The following is a 21,520-nucleotide window of genomic DNA, read 5'->3' as shown; positions in this document are numbered from 1 at the left end:
TTAAGCGCTCAAAATTATTCTAAAAAAATAATGGATATAAAATTATTGACAACATTGTTAAGGGCAGAGTACTATATAAATATATAATTTAGAGGGAGGATATTGAATGGAGTATATCAATAATCTATGGCATCTGTTCGTTGATATGTCATTTTATTTAGTCATCGGAATAATTTTTACTGGTATTTTACACGCATTTGTGAAAAAAGAAACCGTACTAAAGCATGTTGGAAACGATGACACAAAATCAGTAATCAAAGCTTCGGTTGTTGGGGTTCCGCTTCCATTATGCTCATGTGGAGTTGTCCCAACAGCTTTGTATCTGGGTGAAAATGGCGCTAGCAAAGGTGCCGTCGTAAGTTTTCTTACTTCTACACCACAAACCGGCGTGGATAGTATTATTGCAACATACGGAATGATGGGCCCTGTGTTTGCTATTTTTCGAGCTGTTGCAGCCTTCATTTCTGGAATTTTTTCTGGAATAGTTACAAACAAATTTTGTAAAAAAGAGTCAGTTCAATATAAAGTAAAAACTAATTGTAGCTGTTCTCATGATGCGGCACCGGCCAAAACGGCTCACTCTTGCTGTTCTCATGATGCGACACCGGCTAAAGCGGCTCACTCTTGCTGTTCTCATGATGCGGCACCGGCCAAAGCGGCTCACTCTTGCTGTTCTCATGATGCGGCACCRGCCAAAGCGGCTCACTCTTGCTGTTCTCATGATGCGACACCGGCTAAAGCGGCTCACTCTTGCTGTTCTCATGATGCGRCACCGGCCAAAGCGGCTCACTCTTGCTGTTCTCATGATGCGACACCGGCTGAACCTTCATTTAAAGCTAAAGTAGTTAGTATATTTACCTATGGATTTGGAGATTTTTTAGACGAAATTGCCGTCAATCTYGTAATTGGCCTYATAATTGCGGCGTTGATCAGTACCTCTCTTCCCGAAACTTGGATTGCTAGTATTCAGTCACCTATATTAGTTATGCTTATCATGCTGGTGATCGGGATTCCGATGTATGTGTGCTCTACGGCGTCTATCCCTATTGCAGTATCTTTGATGATGAAGGGAATTTCTCCTGGAGCCGCGTTTGTATTTTTGTTTGCTGGTCCGGTTACCAATATCGCATCTCTTTCCATACTGTTCAAAAGCTTGGGTAAAAAAACAATGGCTATATACTTAACTTGCATTGCCATATCTAGTGTAGTTTGCGGATTATTTTTAGACGCTATGATCTCTTTATTTAACTCAAATGTAATAATAGAATCAGTTCATGCTCATCTTCATGGCCATGATTTATATCGCACCGTAATTGCTATAGTTTTTGGTTTACTARTTATTARAAGTCTCGTAAAACAATTTAATACAAAACGCGCTAACAAAATTGCGGCATAARCAGATGTTCTTCTCTCCATTTAACTATGGGGAGTTTTTTTTTGTTGCAAYTTATGCCATATTTTTCCTTATTTACATATCCTTTGATCTATCTCTCTAGATGTTGCTCTTTGTCCTRCTTATTACAAAAAATTAAATAGAATTAACAGGGATTTTTACCATATACTTATAAAAATAACATTATGGAGGCCTTAATATGAAAAACAAAGAAATTTCTCATATTGCTTATATCAATTTTACTGACCAGCCCATTGCTATTTTGGTCGAAGAAAAAACGCATCTCAAGCAACTCTTTCCAGAAAAAATTAAAAACTATAGACCAATTTCCTCGGGCTTTCATAATATTTCTGTAATCAATAGGCTAACTARTGATGTTATTGTGATAAAGCGAGTAAATTTACGACCTGGCGCTAGTTATATGTTTGCTATTTCCAAAAAATCTAAAGATGAATCTGCTTTTAAATGTATACTTTCTGAGGAAAGAAATATGTCATTTAAAGATATATACTATGCCGCGAGATTTGGTAACTTTGCAAAGGAAATCCATTCGGTAGCGTTATGTACAGAAATAGATCCTCCGATYCTTCTCAAAAATTCATATACAAATGTAAGTTCCTATTCCATATTGGATCCTGCAAAGAAATATTACTTAGAAATCACCGACCTTGAGCATCAAACTATTCGTTTAGCACTGCCGAAATCAAAAAAATTTCGGATATACACTCTTTTTATACGCTATGACGATGCCCAAAAAACATACAAATTGTTATCAAATATCGATAGAACGTCATATGTAGGTAATAACTTATCTGTGCTTTCAAATACGAAAAACTCATCCAAAAAATTAGCCAAAACAAAGGAAAAAATACCCAGAAAATCTAAAATTTAATGTGCAATCTTATATAGAAAGGACTATCACCTATGCATTCAATACCATTATCCTCAACTTTGAATTACGATTCCACAGAGCCCATGCTTATAATGACTCAAAATGTTTCATCGACCTCTGCCGGAAAGTTTAGCAATGTGTATATTAAAAATATTTCTGGAAAATCACTCAAAAATATTCAACTGAGAATCCATACAACTGCAATAGACATTATAGATCAAATTTGGAGCAATATTCCATCGATACACGCATTTACGCCAATCGGATTCAATTTGGTTATTCAAGCTCTTCCGAAATCTGAAGTATTTCATCTGATGTATAGCACCCGCGATCCATATAATATGCACAACAGAATAGTAAACACCATGCAGATAGAAGCCTTCGAACTAATCGATGAGCAAAGAACCTCTGCAGATCATTTTGACAACACCGTAACCGACGCAACGCATAATTTACTTGCAGCAGAYGAAGATGACAACATCGAAATTACATCCGAAAGCATCAAGATTGCAGATGCGACTACCACAAAAACCGTCGAAATCACGTCTCAAAATTATTCAACAAATAATTATAAATATTCTGCACACCAAGAAAATTATATAGTAAGTTCAGAAGACTTTCTCTATGCTTCGTCGACCGAAAGCATCAAAATTACAAATTCAGCCAAGCCGTCCAACAAAGAAGCCAACACGTTCGAAGCGTATACAGTCGATACTCCATTAATGAAAAGCATCAATTCTCCGGCAGATATTCTAAAAAATACTCTTCCGCTAAAAAATTTTAAAGAAGCTATGGCGCAAGGAAATAGGTCCCTAAATTATACACCAGCCAATCCATCGCTAGAGGCCGTATTAGCGAATATGRATAAATCATCGTCCGAAATAACCCTACCGTTGGACGTTGCATTAGCAAATATGAGTGATCTCTCGCTTGAAAACTTCAAAAAGATGATGCAACAAGCTGCGCAATCTGAATCACCTGACACTGAAAATCTGCCATCTACATCAGCAAATTCGCCATATAATTCGGCATATCCTCAATCTGTAGCAGCAAATTTACCATATGAATCAACGAATTCTCGATCGACAGCTACAACCTCGCAAACTACATCAACAGACTCACGATCGGCAAACTCGCCAGTTACATCAGCGAATTCTCAATCGGCAAACTCAACAGCTACATCAGCTAACGCATCATCGGCAAACTCAACAGCTGTATCAACGAACTCACGATCGGCAAACTCGCCAGATGCATCAGCGAATTCTCTATCGGCAACCTCGCAAACTACATCAGCGAACTCACGATCGGCAAACTCAACAGCTACATCTGCGAATTCTCGATCGGCAAACTCAACAGCTACATCTGCGAATTCTCGATCGGCAAACTCAACAGCTACATCAGCGAATTCTCAATCGGCAAACTCAACAGCTACATCAGCGAACGCATCATCGACAACTGCGCCAGCTACATCAGCGAATTCTCAATCGGCAAACTCACCAGCTACATCCGCGAATTCTCAATCGGCAAACTCAACAGCTACATCCGCAGACTCACGATCGGCAAACTCAACAGCTACATCAGCGAATTCTCTATCGGCAAACTCAACAGCTACATCAGCGAATTCTCTATCGGCAAACTCAACAGCTACATCAGCGAATTCTCAATCGGCAAACTCAACAGCTACATCAGCTAACGCATCATCGGCAAACTCACTAGCTACATCAGCGAATTCTCTATCGGCAAACTCGCCATATGCATCAGCGAATTCTCAATCGACAAACTCAACAGCTACATCAGCAGATTCACGATCGGCAAACTCAACAGCTACATCAGCGAATTCTCAATCGGCAAACTCAACAGCTACATCAGCGAATTCTCAATCGGCAAACTCAACAGCTACATCAGCTAACACATCATCGGCAACTGCGCCAGCTACATCCGTGAACGCATCATCGGCAAACTCGCCATATGCATCAGCAGACTCACGATCGGCAACTGCGCCAGCTACATCAGCGAACGCATCATCGGCAACTGCGCCAGCTACATCAGCAGACTCACGATCGGCAACCTCGCAAACTACATCAGCGAATTCTCAATCGGCAAACTCGCCATATGCATCAGCGAATTCTCTATCGGCAAACTCAACAGCTACATCAGCGAATTCTCTATCGGCAACCTCGCCAGCTACATCAGCAGACTCACGATCGGCAAACTCAACAGCTACATCCGCGAATTCTCAAGCGGCAAACTCGCCATATGCATCAGCAGACTCACGATCGGCAACCTCGCCAGCTACATCAGCGAACTCACGATCGGCAAACTCAACAGCTACATCAGCGAATTTTCAACCGGCAAACTCGCCAGCTACATCCGCGAATTCTCTATCGGCAACCTCGCCAGCTACATCAGCAGACTCACGATCGGCAAACTCAACAGCTACATCTGCTAACGCATCATCGGCAAACTCGCAAACTACATCAGCAGACTCACGATCGGCAAACTCAACAGCTACATCAGCGAATTCTCAATCGGCAAACTCGCCAGCGGCATCAGTGAACGCATCATCGGCAAACTCAACAGCTACATCAGCGAATTCTCTATCGGCAAACTCGCAAACTACATCAGCAGACTCACGATCGGCAAACTCGCCAGCTACATCAGCTAACGCATCATCGGCAAACTCAACAGCTACATCAGCTAACGCATCATCGGCAAACTCAACAGCTACATCGGCGAATTCTCTATCGGCAAACTCAACAGCTACATCAGCGAATTCTCTATCGGCAACCTCGCCAGCTACATCAGCAGACTCACGATCGGCAAACTCAACAGCTACATCAGCTAACGCATCATCGGCAAACTCAACAGCTACATCAGCGAATTCTCAATCGGCAAACTCAACAGCTACATCCGTGAACGCACCATCGGCAAACTCAACAGCTACATCAGCTAACGCATCATCGGCAAACTCGCCATATGCATCAGCAGACTCACGATCGGCAAACTCAACAGCTACATCAGCGAACGCACGATCGGCAAACTCAACAGCTACATCAGCGAACGCACGATCGGCAAACTCAACAGCTACATCCGTGAATTCTCAATCGGCAAACTCAACAGCTACATCAGCTAACGCAACGAGCGCGCCAGATGTTCCTTTGCAAGAGCTTCTTAAAACCATTGTCACAGAGGCACTTTCGGCATCCAACCCGGCCTTGAAGACGGCATTAACTGATGAATTATTTAGCTCGTCCTCGTTGGCAGAGAAATTAAAGACATCATTAGCAGCTACTAGTTTAAAAAATGCGTCACCGATCGAAAGTTTTAAAATTGCGTCTTCGGCTACAGAAAAATTTTTGCCGTCTGGAACGCCGAAAAGTGCCGGTGTGTCTGATAGCTCAGTAAAAAAATTACAATCTATAATCAAAGCAGCTGGTGGACTGTCGGAAGTTTCGATAGAAAAATTACACGCAGTGGTGGAGAAATCGATTGCGGAGGGTGGGTCTCAGATTGCTGCACAAAAGTTGCGAGCCATATTGAACGAAAAAGATACCGCAAATCGGGTCACTGCCGCGTCGGCGATTCCCGAAACTGCGAATCAAGTGACGGTTATGGAACTTCCCAAAACGACGTCGATAACGCAACAGTTTAAGCCTAGTATCACGTTGCAAATCCAGGGTAAATCTGACGAAGAAGCATTGCCTATTAGACTTAGCTCGGAATTTTCAATAACGACGGCGGCGCAAAACGAGTTCGAATATATCATAAGTCTTGCGTCACCAAATTTGGGAACGGCCAGCTTTCCGATTTACGCTCCAACGATTAACAATGTGACGATTTCGAATAAATTTGTTGAGGGATTTGTTTTAAATGGAGAAATAACCATCACCGATTTGGCGGGCGACGAATTTGAAGCTACGGTAGATTATTGCGATTCAATGCTTGTCATATCGGATATTGATGTGCCAGCTGCAGATGTGATAACGATAAGCATTCCAGTTCAATTTAATGGTCGAGAAAATTGTTAGAAAAAATATTTATGGAAGTATTTACGAAATATTAGGTATAATATGCCAAAATCTGAGCATACTAACAGTGAATACGTAGCTTACAGCTCTTGTCATCGGAAGTTGCCTTGTCGCCAAAAGTCTCTTAGATAGCCCATGTTCATAGAGATTTTTCGTTGTTTTATTACCAAAGATGAAATCTGACAGAGCGTGAGTCTACTATTTTCACTTAGATTTTTGTGTAGATATATTAGAATATGAACATCATAAGCATAAATTTAATAAGGAGGAGCTACTGCAAATCGTAGCAACATATATAATGAACTCACAAAAAGTAATTTCTCTTCTATTAGCATCCATGACATACACAAATTACTTCCCCTCGTACATACAAGCAACAGTGAGAAGTGATTTAGAAGACACGACTGTTTCTGAAAGTGAGATAAATCAATCTACAAAGGAGTTATTTTTCAGTATGCCCGAAGTATTAGCAGACATTGATATCCCAGAGCCGTCATTTGAGATTCCGATTATTGAGGAGCCCTATGCTGATTTGGAGGTCGCGACCAATTCGAAAAAGACTGCCAAACAAACCAAATTGATGGAGTTTTTTGAATTTAGCCAAATTCCAGAGCCAGAATTTCAGATTCCTATTATTAGCAATACCTTTGATGCTTTGAGCACAGCAATTCAGGAAAGCGTGGATCTTGCGGAACTGGAGGATGCCCTAGCCGATGCGTTAGATATTCGTAAAAACGTTATTATTATGACAGAAGACCCAACTTTGGTCGATCAGGGGATTCGATTTGTTTCATTTCAGGCTGCACAAGAGTATGATACCATTATAGAAAAAGTTCAGGCATTTGTTGATTCTATAAAGGCCGAAGAGGAAACAGACGTCGACATCGCGTCGATGATATTTAATTTACGCGAAGCCACAATCAATTTCAGCGACAAAATTTTGGAAGGCACTTTGATTGATACGTCCAAACTTGTGGCAGCCATAGATAACGCACTTGCCAGCCAGGTTGGCATTACCGTTAGAGATGCTACCGAATCTGAGATACCAAAAGGCACTGCGTTCATCTCGTCTGCTGCTGCCAAAAAGCTCAATGACAATTTAGCTGCAGCGCGCGCAATAATCAGCACCGTCGCTGAAGGCAATTCCGAAAACACGGTGACGGCTCAGACCGTTTCTATTGCCACTGCAAATCTACAGAAGGCTATAAAAACTTACAACAAAGCAATTCGACACGGCAAGTACGAAAATCTTAGGTCATTATCGGAACAGATTGAGCAAGCGATCATCGCTCGAGATGATGTAGAAGTTATCGATGCAACTGCCGACAAAGTACCTTTCGGAATTCGATTCGTTTCTAGCACGGCCTTTGCGACTTTAGATGCTTCTATAACAGCAGCCAAAGCTATAAGCATACTAGAAGTGGAATCCGATGTCGAAGTAGATGCTGTTGAAAATTTAATCGATGCCGTCGAAAAATTTGAGAACTCAATTCAAATAGGAACTTTTGTAGATACCAGCTCTTTGAGAAAGCAAATTGAAATTGCCCAAGATTTACAGGCTGATATTGCCATCATAGATAATTCTGCAGAAGAAGTTGCTCAGGGAGTTAGGTTTGCTCCGTTGGTACAAGCTAAAGAATTRTCTGCCAATATAGCGGCCGCTCAAGCGATCGTGGAKGAAGCGCAAAAGTCACAAAACGCYATCACCACGGCTATCGTTGCGCAATCGGTTGATAGCCTTCGCCAAGAGACGAATTCCTTTGGTAAATCTATCCAAACCGGAACTTTTGTGGATACGACCAAACTTCGAGATGAGATAAAAAATGCGCGTCGGGCAGTGACCGATGTTAAGCCGATGCGTGCCGAGGCGACAAAAGTGCTTCAAGGAACTCGCTTCGTTGATCCTGATGTTTTCGCGATGTTTGAAAAATCTATGGCCGCTGCCGATGAAATTATTGGAATTGCGGATGCTGGAAATGTTGATAATGTTATAACCCCGATGCTTGTATCTACTGCAATTTCAAATTTGAGACAAGCTATAGCCGAGTTTTCTGATGCATTGGAAATAGGATCTTTCGTTGACGCGGCACCGTTGATCGCCGAAATTGATCGTGCGCAGACCGTTAAGTTTGGAATAAAAATTATCGACGCAAATGCGACTGAAGTGCCAAAGGGCATTCGATTTGTTTCCACTGCCGACTCGGCCGCATTTGATAAAGATATTGCGAAAGCTCAGCATATGGTCGAACGAGTTAAATTGCAAATTTCTGAGCCCATTCCAACTATGGCTGTGTTCGAGGAAGATCAATATGTGATATTTACCGAGTCTGCAAATGACAAATTTATAGCTCCGTTGATACCAAATTTTGCAGAAGCCGARTGTGCAGTTTCTGCGATGCTCACACCTGAAGTTGTAGCGGATTTGGCCTCTGCTCCAAATGCCGTTTCGGTTATGAGCAAGGACATCGTAACTCCAAAGCTCGTTGCCAACGAAGTAATTGAGTTGCAGCTTGCCGTAGTTAAGTTTAAAAATTCTATTCAGACTGGATCTCTTGTGGACGTTGAAGCGCTTAAGGAAGCCATCGTAGATTTTGAGGCAATGTTAGGCGAGGTTGTCGTTGTTGATAATGAAAAAGAGGAAAACGTGCGTCAAGGTCTCAAATTTATAAACGGCAAACAGTACGAAAATTTTGATGCAGTTTTGTCAAGGGTTCGCTCAATTGCCGCGGCACCTCTCGATCTTGAAATGGTGGGTTCCGCTTTGACCGACATTCATCGAGCCATGAAAAACTTACAAAATAGCATCAAGGTGGGGACATTTATCGATGTTATGCCTCTTGAATATGCCATTAACGCCGCGCTCGAAGCAAAAGTCGATTTGGAAATTATTGACAAACAAGCTGCAGAAGTCTACAAAGGAATCTGGTTTGTAACCCCAGCTGAGCTCGAAGCTTTGGATAACGCAATTTTTTCGGCACGCGATATTGCCGATTCCCCGCCTAGCCTTTCTGCAGTAGATGACGAAATCGCAAAGCTTTCTGATGCGACTATTACGTTCAAAAATCTCACCAAAGTTGGACTGATGGATACATCGCAGCTGTGGGACCAGATAAAAGAAATCACTCAGCTTAGTAAAAATATTGGAGTGATTGACAAGCCAGCAAACAAGGTCGATAAAGGTGTGTTATTCGTTACTCCAAATGATTTGACGGCCATTAATATTGCTCTTGATTCTGCTCGCAAAGTTGCTAAGAATCCTGCTTCTGTTGCCGAAATTGCGGCCGCTCAAGCCAGCTTAGAATTTGCTTATGATACATTCAAAGCCGCCGCAAAGCATGGGACGTTCGTCGATACGTCTACTCTTCTAAAAGCTATCGAAAAAGCTAACGATGCAAGGATTGGCATTGTTGCAGTCGACAAAGATTCTTCCAGCATTGCAAAGGGAATTTCGTTTGTATCGCTTCAAGAAATGATGGCTTTGGACACTGCGATTGCCAGAGCTAACGAAGTCGTAGAAAATCCTGAAAATGATCGCACCGTGGCTATCGCGACAATCGATTTAAAATCTGCCGTAGATATTTTTCAAGATTTGATCAAACAGGGGACGTTTGTTTCTRTAGTTAATACCAGTGCTTTGACTGCTAAAATTAAGGAAGCTCACCAAGCGATGGCGGGAATATTGGCAACTGATAAATCGGCTGGYGGAATTGCTCATGGCACAAAATTTGTCTCGACGACGCAAATGCAAACTTTCGCCGATGCCATAGGGGCTGCTCGGTGGGCTGTTGAAAACTCCGAAAGCGATTCTGACGTTACAAAGGCTACGGCAACACTTGCCAAAGCTATCAAAGTTTTTGAAAGAGAGGTGAAAGTCGGCCGTTTTTTAGAATTAGCAAATTTGGTGGCAAGCATTGAGGCGGCTAAATTTGCAGATGACTGGATCTTGGTTAGAGATAGTAATAAAGAAGAGATCGATTTTGGTGTACCTTTTGTACGCGGCGCCGATATGAAAAATTTGGAAAAAGCCATTGCGAAGGCAGAGTCGACATTGATATCGCCCAAAAACACTGCAGAAGTCGATAGTGTAGCATACAATTTAGACCAAGCCGTTGCCAATTTTAAAGAGGCAATCCAAACCGGAGAATTTGTGGATACGTCAAATTTAATTGCCCAAATCGGAAAAACTACTTTGGTCAAAAATGATGTACAGATTGACAACCGTGAATTTTCTGAAGTTGCTATTGGTGTAAAATTTATCTCTAATCAGAAGATGAAAAATTTAGATACAGCAATAGCCGAGGCCAAAAGTGTTGCAAAGGAAATCGAAAAAAAAAATGATTTCGCAACCCCCAATCAACTAATTGCGACCACGATCGAATCACTACAATCTGCCACGGCTGTATTTGAGAGTGAAGTTCAAGTGGGCACATTTATCGATAAGGCAGTTCTTCAGACCGAGATCAGAAAAGCAAAGACGCTTCGAGATAGTATCGTAGTATCTGAAAACGCTCCTGATCAAATCACTAAAGGTGTCAAGTTTGTTGATCCGCGGCAAATGGCAAAGCTTACAGACTCCATCGCTGCCGCATCCGCAGTTGTTCACAATTCCAAAAATGAGGGCTTAATTGAAGCCGCTTTGTTGATGCTTCAAAAYGCAATTACGATGTTTGAAAGTAGACTACAAGTTGGAGCTTTTGTTGATGCGACGCCGCTTATAACCGAAGTTGCGAACGCTGTTGCGATAAAAAGYCGCGCACTCGATCAGGATACGCATTGCCATGACGCGCATCAGGAATTGGAGAAGGCGATCGCTATAGCAGAAGCGGTAATTGCTTCACCCAAAAGCGAGGCCGTGGTTGAAGGAGAAGTATTGGCTCTAAAAAATGCAATTGCGCTGTTTGAAAATACATTACAAGTGGGAGCTTTTGTTGATGCGACGCCGCTTATAACCGAGGTTGCGAACGCTGTTGCGACAAAAAGCCGCGYACTCGATCAGGATACGCATTGCCATGACGCGCATCAGGAATTGGAGAAGGCGATCGCTATAGCAGAAGCGGTAATTGCCTCACCCAAAAGCGAGGCCGTGGTTGAAGGAGAAGTATTGGCTCTAAAAAATGCAATTGCGCTGTTTGAAAATACATTACAAGTTGGAGCTTCTGTTGATGCGACGCCGCTTATAACCGAGGTTGCGAACGCTGTTGCGACAAAAARCCGCGTACTCGATCAGGATACGCATTGCCATGACGCGCATCAGGAATTGGAGAAGGCGATCGCTATAGCAGAAGCGGTAATTGCCTCACCCAAAAGCGAGGCCGTGGTTGAAGGAGAAGTATTGGCTCTAAAAAATGCAATTGCAAAATTCGAGCAACAAACTTACTTGGCAAACTGTCAATCAAATACTTCAGAAATTGCGRATGGGGTGGCTGTTGCATTAGATAATGGTGCYCTCGAGGAAGTAGCAACTACAAATATGAGCAATTCATTCGTGAATATAAACGCCCCTTTATCGCCAATATCTCGAGCATCTTTTGCTACAGTGATGTATGCGTTTGCCGATTTGGAGCATTCAGATAATATGAGCGATGTTGAGACATTTAGCGATATTGGATCGGATGAGGAATATGCATATGCGATAAAATGGGCGGTCGATTCGGGAATTTACAGCGGCTATGCCGACGGGACTTTTCGTCCAGACTGTAACATTTCGCGAGAGCAACTAGCAGTGGTGCTATTTAATTTTGCCAAGACGGCGAATATTTTTACTACACAGTTGGCGGATATTTCGGGCTACGCAGATGCAAACGACGTGAGTAGCTGGGCTCTATTAGCAGTAAAATGGGCTATAAATAACGAAATTTTGTTGGGTCGAGATCACAAGCTTGAGCCTACTGAGTATGCTACTAGAGCAGAGGTTGCCTTTGCCATCAGCAAATTGAGTTCGTTAAATAATTAAAAACGATAAGAACGAGATCTGGTCTGTTGCATATTAGCACAGACTATTTTAGTTTCTGATAGTTGTACAAATCAATAAGCTGCGCATCAAAATAGTGGTTAAAGAAATCATAATCTTGTTTAATTTTATCTTCATTTAATTGCGATCCCAAAGTCACAAATTCTGGCTTCTCGTTTGATCGTGTATTTTGTCGTTTATTTTTAAATAGGTTTATCTTAAATGGGTTCATCTTCATTCCACCTTCACAATCGTTATAAATAATATTGCCACAAAATTCGATTTTCAACCAAACTTATAAAWTTTTTTTCGTTTGCTACTAGTTTTTACATTAAAATATTGATTATGTATTTTTTGTTAGCAGCAATTTAAAATAATGACCAATAAATTATGTAATAATTCTGTTTTTTTRTAGAATTAGCATGCGCATATTTGGGTTTAGCTTTAAACGCAAGTACTTTTTACCAAAAATATCATATTGCAAAACAATTAACTAAGTGTTATTATATATTTACATAAATGCTACAACTTTTGAAAGAGCCATATAATTCATATAAGTCACTAAACAAAAAAGGAGAGATTACTATGATAAAATTTTCAAAAAAAATTACAACACTATCTCTGATTGCTGGATTTTCTACTATTGCTTTAATAGGTTGTGGTGGCTCCGAAGATGCGACACCAAATACAGATGCAACTGAATCTGGAGCGTTTGGAACTAGCGTTTTTGCTGTTGGTGACTTAAACGGAGTATTTAGCCCTTTCTTCTATACTACTGCGTATGACGACGTCATTAATGGTCGTGTGCATATGGGATTGTTGGGGCAAGATCGCTTGGGACAAGTTGTTCCAGAAGCCGCAACTTTTAATATAGAAGAAACAACGACAGATTCTGGCGACCTACAAACTGTATATACTTTTACATTACAAGACGGCATCAAATTTAGCGATGGCGAGCCTATGACTGCGGACGATGTGATGTTCAATTTTTTGGTACTACTAGATCCAACTTATGACGGAATGTCGACGCTAAACACGTTGCCTATTGTGGGCCTTGCAGACTATAAAGATGGCGACGCAACTGAAATTGCGGGTATCAAAAAATTAGACGACAAAACTGTTCAAGTTACCATTGATGGCATCGACCCTGCAGCTATTTACAAGTTTGCTATATCTGTAACACCAGAACACTATTATGGAACCACTTTCAAAAAAGGCGATTTATCAGGAGTAAAACTTAAAAACGAAGCTCCGTTGGGTGCAGGGCCATTTATTTTTGACAGCTTTGCAAACAACGTTGTTAACTTAGTAAACAATCCAAACTATTTCTTTGGTGCACCTAAATTAGACAAGTTGAAGTTTCAGGTAATAGATCAAGCAAATATGTTTGAGGCCGTTAGAAGCCAGCAGGTGGATTTATCCGATCCATCAGCATCTCCAGAGATGGTTGCCAATGTCGAAGAAGCGGGATTACACTATGAACTAGTAGACAACTTGGGCTATGGCTATATTGGAATCAATGCCGAGCGTGTACCAGATATTAATGTACGTAAAGGTTTGATGCATCTTATGAATCGTGCTCCTGCAGTTGAATCATATTACGGCGACTTGGCTACTGTGATAGAACGCCCGATGTCCACCGTGTCTTGGGCATATCCGCAAGATGCCACAGAATATTATGGTTACGATGTAGCGAAGGCAAAAGAATATTTCGTGGCCGCAGGTTATACTGAAGTAGGCGGAAAATTGGTTAAAGATGGAAAACAACTGCGTATAGAAGTGGGGATTCCAGGTGGCGGAACGATGGATCACCCAACTGCACCTGTTTTAACTCAAATGAAGAGCGACTTAGAAGCCATGGGGGCAGTTCTAGAAATAGCGGATACCGACGGCTCTCTGTTCTTCGATGTTCTCAATCAAAAAGGCTGGGATATGTGGGTGGCAGCTTGGGGGTCTACAGCCGATCCCGATATGTATCAAATATATCACTCAACAGGACCATCAAATCACTACTCCATATTTAATGATGACTTAGACAAAATAATAGTAGATGCACGCTCCACAAACGACGTCGCAGTTCGAACAAATTTGTATCAACAAGCCTTGGATATTATAATGGATCAAGCAGTGGAAATGCCTATTTATCAGCGTAAAAATATGTATGTGTTTAACCCAGAAATGATTAATATAGATTCGCTTACTGATGATATGACTCCGTATTACAATTTCTACAGTGAGCTTCAAAATATAGAGATGGTCAAATAAATTTTGTAGTGGTCACGGTTTGATTCCGTGGCCCTTATTGTTGATGCGGCACTTCAGCTTATAGCATATGCTGTGATTTGAATTGCTGCATTAATAAGTAATATAAAAAGGGGGAGAAGTTATGTGGCAATATATTGTGAGACGTGTTGGTATCGGGTTTGGCATCTTGTTGGGTGTTTCTGTTATCATCTACTGTTTGATTAGAAGCGCTCCTGTAGATTATGTATCGACAATCACAAACGGAAATCCTGAAGTGACGCAAGAGATGATTGATAACCTAAACGAACTTTATGGACTAAATGATAGCATTCCAGAGGGTTACGCCAAATGGATCAGCGGCGTTGTTCAAGGCGATTTGGGAACTTCTTTTGTTGAGAAAAAGCCTGTCGCAGAAGTGATTAGTAGCAAAATGTGGTACTCTTTTTGGATGTCTTTCCCAGCTTATATTTTGCAAATACTAATAGCCATACCGTTAGGCGTAATTTCTGCTACTAAAAAATATAGCAAAACAGATTATGCGGTCACCACCGTCGCATTGATGGGAATGAGTCTTCCGAGCTTTTTCTTTGCAGCTATCTTACAAAGAATATTTGCTCAATGGCTTGGCATTCTCCCTCTCTCTGGAATGGAAACCGCGCGTATGGACTATGAAGGATTTGCGTTAATTTTAGATATGGCAAAACACTTTGTTCTACCTGTTATGGTTCTTACCGTTTTAGGAATCGGTGGACTTATGAGATATTGCCGCACGAACATGCTAGAAGTGTTAAACGAAGATTACATTAGAACTGCACGAGCAAAAGGACTTAGCGAAAATACAGTTGTATATAAACATGCGTTTAGAAATACGTTAATTCCAATAGTTACCATTTTAGGAGGAATGATCCCAGGGTTATTTGCAGGAGCGATGATTACAGAGGGAATCTTTGGAATCGATGGTGTTGGGAACACAGCATTGACCGCGCTTCGTAGCGGAGACGTTCCATATATAATGGGCTCTACTTTATTTATGGCAACATTGACTCTTATCGGAACGCTTGTATCAGACGTCCTTTATGGCGTTGTCGACCCACGTGTACGCTTAAAATAATAAGGAGGGAGTAATATGGCAAAGGAAAGCATAAATTTAGAAAAAGTAGTTACGCCCGGTCAGTTGGTTACTAAACGCTTCTTGCGCAATAAACTTGCTATCGTTGGCGTTATTATATTGGTTGGTATGTTTATATTTTCGTTTATTGGACCATTATTTTCTCCTTATGGGGAATATACAATTTTTTATACAGCAACAGACGGGGTGGAGTTTAGTACCGAAAATTTGCAAGGCTATAACCCCGCTGCACCTGGCGTTGTCATCGCAAATAAGCAGGCACCTTCAGAGCTTCACTGGTGTGGTACAGACAAAGATGGCCGAGATATTTTTACACGACTTATGTATGGCGGAAGAATTTCACTTACTATCGGATTTGTTGTAGTGTTCTTTCAACTTACACTTGGCGTAACTTTAGGCGGAATTGCTGGATATTTTGGAGGAAAAATTGACAACCTAATAATGCGTCTCGTTGATGTAATATATTGTTTGCCAACACTTCCAATAATGTTAATAATTAGTTCACTCTTGCTAGCTTATAAAGTACCACAAGAGCAAAAAATTTATTGGCTAACCCTTGTTATGGGGCTTATGGGCTGGGCCAGTGTCGCCAGGCTCGTTCGTGGTCAAATCTTGAGTTTGCGTGAACAAGAATTTATGATTGCAACAGAAGCGACAGGAATTCGTCCATCTAGAAAAATTATCAAGCATTTGGTACCCAACGTTATGCCTCAACTTATTGTTGTTGCAACCATGGGGATGGGCGGCGTTATTTTAACCGAAGCTGCGTATAGCTATTTGGGAATCGGCGTGCCATTTCCATATGCATCTTGGGGTAACATGGTAAATATTGTAAAAGACCCTATCATTCTAAGAGAATATATATTTATGTGGCTTCCACCAGGATTATTTATTCTTACAACAGTGCTAGGATTTAACTTTGTTGGAGATGGACTGCGCGACGCATTTGACCCTAAAATGAAAAGGTAGGTGTTTGCTAGTGTTTAAAAAAACAGCACTGAAAAGAGAAGCCAGACATCAAATGAGAGAAATTTCTCGGAACAATAAAATTGTGATAAAAAAATTTGAAGCCGAAAAAAAACGCAAAGATATTCAGCCCGAAGAATATGCGACAACTATGAAAAATCCTGACAATATATTAGAAATTGATAATTTACACACGTATTTTTATACAGATATAGGAATTGCAAAATCAGTAAATGGCGTAACGCTCGAAATACCGCAAGGCAAAACGGTAGCTTTGGTTGGTGAATCTGGTTGCGGAAAGTCGGTAACGAGCTTGTCTATAATGAAGTTGGTAACGGCACCTGTTGGGCAAATTACAGAAGGCGAAATTCGATACAACAGACCATCTGGCCCAATCAATATTGTAAAAGCGCCCATTTCTCTAATGCAAACAATTCGAGGCAACGAAATTTCGATGATTTTTCAAGAACCCATGACCAGCCTCAATCCTGTGTTTAGAATTGGCGCGCAAATCGATGAAGCAATATTACTGCATAGACCAGATATAAAGAAAGCCGATGTTAAAGCACAAACTATAAAAATGTTAGAGCTCGTTGGAATTGCGCGAGCTGAAGGAATATATAAATGTTTTCCTCATGAGCTTTCGGGCGGGATGCGTCAGCGTGTAATGATCGCCATGTCTCTTTGCTGTAATCCGAGGTTGATAATAGCCGATGAGCCAACAACTGCGTTAGACGTCACGATTCAAGCGCAAGTATTAGATCTTCTACGAGAATTAAAATCTAAAATCGATGCGAGTATTTTGCTTATCACGCATGACTTAGGCGTTGTAGCCGAAATGGCAGATTTTGTTGTAGTTATGTATGCGGGCAAAATCGTCGAGCAAGGGACTGCAGAAGAAGTGTTTCTAAGTCCCAAGCATCCATATACAATTGGGCTAATTAAAAGTAAGCCTGTTGTCAATCAAAACGTTGACAGACTGTATTCCATTCCTGGATCGGTACCAAATTCGATCAATTTACCCAACCATTGCTTTTTTAAAGATCGTTGCGATAGAGTTAGCGCAGCGTGTCATGGCGACATACCCGAACTGAAGCAACTTAGCAGTTATCACAAAGTTGCTTGCCATTTATACGATAATGCAAAGGAGGTTGCCGATGAGTGAACCAATATTAAAAGTTGAAAACTTAAAGAAGTATTATGATATACGAGGTGGTTTGCTACAAAGGGTGGTTGGGCATGTAAAAGCTGTTGATGGGATTTCATTTGAAGTTGCACGCGGATCGACATTTGGATTGGTAGGTGAGTCGGGCTGCGGCAAAACCACGGTTGGCAAAACTTTACTGCGATTACACAGCAACAATGGTGGCCAGGTCATTTTTGATGGTAAAGACGTGTTTGCGTTAACCGATCAACAATTACGAGAGATTCGGCCAGAAATTCAAATTATTTTTCAGGATCCGTATAGTTCGCTAAGCCCCAAGATGCCTGTTGGAGAAATAATCGGAGAGGCAGTAAGAGAGCATAAGATTGTTCCGGAAAAGGCTTTGCGCAGCTATGTCATGGAAATAATGAGGGAATGCGGGCTCCAAGATCACCAAATAGATCGTTATCCACATGAGTTTTCGGGTGGTCAACGGCAGCGAATATGCATAGCCCGTGCAGTTGCTTTAAAGCCTAAACTTATAGTTTGCGACGAACCAGTCTCGGCATTAGATGTATCGGTCCAAGCGCAAATCATCAACCTTCTAATGGATTTGCAGAAAACCAAGGGGCTCAGTTACGTATTTATATCGCATGATTTGAGTGTTGTGGAGCATATATCAAACGAAGTTGGCGTGATGTATTTGGGAAATTTGGTGGAGAAGGCATCAACAAAAGAGATATTCCAAAACCCAATGCACCCATATACAAAGTCGCTATTTAGCGCTATACCTACACCAGACCCCACCGTAAAGATGAGCCGAATTATATTAGAAGGGGATATTCCATCTCCTGCAAACCCTCCAGCCGGATGTAAGTTTCACACCAGATGTAGGCAATGCATGGAGAAATGCAAGACAGTTATGCCGGAATATAAAAAGCATGATAACGACCACTATGTTGCGTGTCATTTATACGATTAAGAAAGGATGGAGTCTATGAAAAAAGAACCTCAGTTAATGGATCTAACTTGGAAAGAGCAAAAGGCAATCATAATGGCAATGTATTCCACAATTCTTCCCATTGCATCGGTGTTTTTTGTAGCATTCTTCTTAGCATTTCTTTTTATTGATTATCTTTGGTTATAGGCTATCGCAAGTCGTCTCCGGGTTTTATAGGAGGCGGCTTTTTTGTTATTTCAAACTCTCCATGAGATATTACTTCATATGAAGCATAATAATATAATTACAACAACACTTTTTTCTTGACAGATATAAAATCTAAACTATATAATCAGTCTGTACAAATCACACTGAAAGGAAGTACATAAATTAAACGCAAAAAAGCCGCCTTCTAGTGTAAGCAAGGTGGCTTATGTAGTTTATGCTGATATCTTCATATCGGCTAGTAAAAAGTTGTACGTGGTATTCGGAACCAACGCTTTGATTTTTTCAAACTCGTGTTGATCTAACAATTTTCGAACCTCTGTTGCACTAATAGGAGTCGCATTAATTTCTTTGCGATTGACCACTCGTACATCTATCCCATAACTAGGCAGTACCTTTTTCATCGTGTCGTTGTAGCTACTGGTTAAATTGCAATTCGGTTCATTGCCAACGTATCGCTTCTTGATGTTTAAGGCATTCACAAAATATTTGCCAAATATGCTGCAGTCAAGTTCGGTATATATCGCTGTCGCATCATCATTTTGTTTAATGAAGTATGTCGGAAACGTTGCTTGTGAAATAATATATTTACTGGCCGGCAAAACAACAACGTTGCCAAACTCTTTAACACCCTGACGAACTAACTCTATTCGATCTCTAAATTTAAAGGCTGATTTGTCCTCTTCTACAATGAATACTATTACATTCTCATTTTCGAGGCTAGCTTGTTCTATGAGATATTTATGTCCTAACGTAAATGGATTACAGTTCATTACAATTGCCGCATATTCTTTGGAGGTATCTATATGATAGTCATCTTTTAATTGATCTAGAGCCGATACAATGCTGTTATTTCCTATTTCTAGCAATGCAACCTTGCTGGTAGAAGAAATATGCCTATATCCTAAGCTTGCAAAGATCTCTACATTGTCTGGTTTTGTAAATATAAAATGGTGGTAAATCCCCTCAGCGTATAATTTTTGCGTCATGTGAGAAATTAACGTATTAGTGAGTCCTAACCCTTGGTATTCTTCTGCTATGGCAAAACATTTTAACACATTCTGTGCTCTTGAACAGGTTGCAATAATCTGATTATTGTCGCGTATAACAATCGTGTCTTCTACATCTCCATATTGTAACCCAAACTTCTCTAAAAAATATGTTACCTCTACTTTTTCTCGCTTTGTAAAAATCTCCTCAATACTCTCACTATAATACACGTCGGTCACCCTTTCATGATATTTATATCACACTACTGCAATATAATAAAAACGTCATATCTACACTGCTAAAATAAAAATACTAATGCTAAGCAAGTCAGCGCATCCGCCAGAACTCACTCTGTTTGCTATATATTCCGCACCTATTTTCTCCACAAGTGTCAAGCCTTCTTTTGTACTTATTCCTCCTGCAGCCAAAATTGTTTGCGCATCTTGTTTAACCTTCTTCAACATATCAAAATTATGCCGATACACAACTGTACTATCGTCTACCAAAGCCATCAACTCAATTAAAATTTGGCAATACAGTTCCCTTTTTGGCAGCTCACTATTTTTGTATTTCGGAACAATATATTCAAAAATTACTTTCAACCCATCTTTGACTTGCCCTCGAACACCTGTAAATCCATATCGAACGTATAACTGTTCTCCGTGCGTTAGCTCCGCTTTATCCTGCAAATTTTCAAAGTCATACAGTATATTTTGCGTCATAGATTCAATGATTTCGCTAACACTTTCAGTTTCTCCAAACTTATTTTTTGCTACTGCGCTAATGCAAATACCCATCAAAAATATTACTCCCTTATGAGTATTAACGCCGCCTGTTGCTGCAAACATCGCTGCTTCTGCCGCCTTTCCTACAGTACGTATAGCGTTGAAAATACGCAACGGGCTATGAAAACTATATCCCATTATTGCCATTTTTTTCAAAAACGGTTTTATCGCCATGGCACTATCCAAAAACATGTAGTAATCCATGTCGGTATGCGCACCGTTCGATACTGGAGATACCAAGCCAAACGATGGGTATGTTGATACTTCACACACGATAGCCTTTGTTGCGAGCATTGCCAATTCTTCAGCTATCTTTGTAATTTCTGCCGTGGTCGATGCGTAATCGGCATATGCGCATCTGAAATGAGAGGCTATTGCGTCGATGCCATGAGTTCTTGCCCTAGAGCATATGTGAGCATCGTTGYTRCAGATAAAACACTTTCTYACCGGCAGCCCCAGGTCTTTGCGAGATATAGCAGCTCCCAAATTATATACGTCTATATCTACCAAACGACCCAATTGATGATTTTCTTCCAGCGATACCATCTCTTCTTTTGTTGCCGTTAGCGAGGCATCAAATATAAAGTGATAAATGAGCCCTTCCAAGCTTTCATAACTTTCGTGATAGACTATTTCTGGATAGTACGATAAAATTTCTGCAGCCAAAGCTTTTATTATACTGTCATTTATATAGTTGCTTTTTTCTAAACCGGGATAATTGATTTTCAAAGTAACCAACGTCTTTTGCGGATGCTGGCTACACAACTCATTCTGATGCGCTACTCTCTGTTCTCTAGCATACAAAAATTCTTCTATCATACATATCTACCTCTC

At 40.8% G+C, this 21,520-nt stretch carries 13 protein-coding genes; 10 read left to right on the top strand and 3 right to left on the bottom strand.

Translation table 11 applies throughout. The annotated features are described in order from the left end of the window. Positions 1 to 106: 106 nt before the first annotated feature. The 4 genes from EPU_RS00275 to EPU_RS00260 all read left to right on the top strand — a co-directional run bounded on the left by EPU_RS00275 (position 107) and on the right by EPU_RS00260 (position 12,266). Complete coding sequence (locus EPU_RS00275; RefSeq protein ID WP_010165712.1) at positions 107 to 1,396, top strand: SO_0444 family Cu/Zn efflux transporter; 1,290 nt, start codon at positions 107 to 109, stop codon at positions 1,394 to 1,396. 196 nt (positions 1,397 to 1,592) lie between these two features. After that, positions 1,593 to 2,285 (top strand): DUF4397 domain-containing protein, encoded by a 693-nt coding sequence (locus EPU_RS00270; protein WP_029487700.1) that lies wholly within the window; start codon positions 1,593 to 1,595, stop codon positions 2,283 to 2,285. A 32-nt stretch (positions 2,286 to 2,317) separates the two neighbouring features. Continuing rightward, a complete protein-coding gene (locus tag EPU_RS12465) occupies positions 2,318 to 6,313 on the top strand; it encodes a YadA family autotransporter adhesin (protein WP_052296430.1) in 3,996 nt (1,331 codons plus the stop codon). Between the two features lie 454 nt (positions 6,314 to 6,767). Next, a complete protein-coding gene (locus EPU_RS00260; RefSeq protein WP_198006377.1) occupies positions 6,768 to 12,266 on the top strand; it encodes an S-layer homology domain-containing protein in 5,499 nt (1,832 codons plus the stop codon). 43 nt (positions 12,267 to 12,309) lie between these two features. On the opposite strand, the gene EPU_RS00255 is transcribed toward EPU_RS00260, so the two are convergent. Further along, positions 12,310 to 12,495: a hypothetical protein gene (locus tag EPU_RS00255; protein ID WP_010165708.1), complete on the bottom strand. Its 186-nt coding sequence runs from the start codon at positions 12,493 to 12,495 to the stop codon at positions 12,310 to 12,312. A gap of 353 nt (positions 12,496 to 12,848) precedes the next feature. Here EPU_RS00255 and EPU_RS12460 point away from each other — a divergent pair, with 353 nt between their 5' ends. The 6 genes from EPU_RS12460 to EPU_RS13350 all read left to right on the top strand — a co-directional run bounded on the left by EPU_RS12460 (position 12,849) and on the right by EPU_RS13350 (position 18,893). After that, positions 12,849 to 14,528 carry an ABC transporter substrate-binding protein gene (locus tag EPU_RS12460; RefSeq protein WP_010165707.1) on the top strand — a complete coding sequence of 560 codons (1,680 nt, stop codon included), beginning with the start codon at positions 12,849 to 12,851 and terminating at the stop codon, positions 14,526 to 14,528. Positions 14,529 to 14,649: 121 nt separating this feature from the next. Beyond that, positions 14,650 to 15,618: an ABC transporter permease gene (locus EPU_RS00245; protein WP_010165706.1), complete on the top strand. Its 969-nt coding sequence runs from the start codon at positions 14,650 to 14,652 to the stop codon at positions 15,616 to 15,618. 15 nt (positions 15,619 to 15,633) lie between these two features. After that, complete coding sequence (locus EPU_RS00240; RefSeq protein ID WP_010165705.1) at positions 15,634 to 16,605, top strand: ABC transporter permease; 972 nt, start codon at positions 15,634 to 15,636, stop codon at positions 16,603 to 16,605. 10 nt (positions 16,606 to 16,615) lie between these two features. Beyond that, positions 16,616 to 17,767 (top strand): ABC transporter ATP-binding protein, encoded by a 1,152-nt coding sequence (locus EPU_RS00235; protein ID WP_010165704.1) that lies wholly within the window; start codon positions 16,616 to 16,618, stop codon positions 17,765 to 17,767. Then, the gene (locus EPU_RS00230) at positions 17,760 to 18,728 is read left to right on the top strand and encodes an ABC transporter ATP-binding protein (RefSeq protein ID WP_010165703.1); all 969 of its coding nucleotides are present in this window, start codon (positions 17,760 to 17,762) and stop codon (positions 18,726 to 18,728) included. Before EPU_RS00235 ends, EPU_RS00230 begins: the two co-directional genes overlap by 8 nt. 15 nt (positions 18,729 to 18,743) lie before the next feature. Next, positions 18,744 to 18,893: a hypothetical protein gene (locus EPU_RS13350; protein ID WP_010165702.1), complete on the top strand. Its 150-nt coding sequence runs from the start codon at positions 18,744 to 18,746 to the stop codon at positions 18,891 to 18,893. A 233-nt stretch (positions 18,894 to 19,126) separates the two neighbouring features. Here the strand turns inward: EPU_RS13350 and citC are convergent, their stop codons facing one another. Further along, positions 19,127 to 20,131 carry a [citrate (pro-3S)-lyase] ligase gene (citC, locus tag EPU_RS00220; RefSeq protein WP_010165701.1) on the bottom strand — a complete coding sequence of 335 codons (1,005 nt, stop codon included), beginning with the start codon at positions 20,129 to 20,131 and terminating at the stop codon, positions 19,127 to 19,129. Between the two features lie 60 nt (positions 20,132 to 20,191). Beyond that, positions 20,192 to 21,505, bottom strand: coding sequence for a citrate lyase holo-[acyl-carrier protein] synthase (gene citX, locus EPU_RS00215; RefSeq protein WP_044149047.1), 1,314 nt, complete (start codon positions 21,503 to 21,505; stop codon positions 20,192 to 20,194). Between the last annotated feature and the right edge of the window lie 15 nt (positions 21,506 to 21,520).

Source organism: Candidatus Epulonipiscium viviparus, from assembly GCF_000171335.1.
In the GTDB taxonomy this organism is placed as follows: Bacteria; Bacillota; Clostridia; order Lachnospirales; family Cellulosilyticaceae; genus Epulonipiscioides; species Epulonipiscioides viviparus.
This window is presented reverse-complemented; position numbering and strand designations above follow the sequence as displayed.

Excerpts from the sequence above, each read along its gene's own strand:
- EPU_RS00255 (WP_010165708.1), bottom strand. The coding sequence starts at position 12,495 with ATGAACCCATTTAAGATAAACCTATTTAAAAATAAACGACAAAATACA.
- EPU_RS12460 (WP_010165707.1), top strand. The coding sequence starts at position 12,849 with ATGATAAAATTTTCAAAAAAAATTACAACACTATCTCTGATTGCTGGA.
- EPU_RS00245 (WP_010165706.1), top strand. The coding sequence starts at position 14,650 with ATGTGGCAATATATTGTGAGACGTGTTGGTATCGGGTTTGGCATCTTG.
- EPU_RS00240 (WP_010165705.1), top strand. The coding sequence starts at position 15,634 with ATGGCAAAGGAAAGCATAAATTTAGAAAAAGTAGTTACGCCCGGTCAG.
- EPU_RS00230 (WP_010165703.1), top strand. The coding sequence starts at position 17,760 with ATGAGTGAACCAATATTAAAAGTTGAAAACTTAAAGAAGTATTATGAT.
- EPU_RS13350 (WP_010165702.1), top strand. The coding sequence starts at position 18,744 with ATGAAAAAAGAACCTCAGTTAATGGATCTAACTTGGAAAGAGCAAAAG.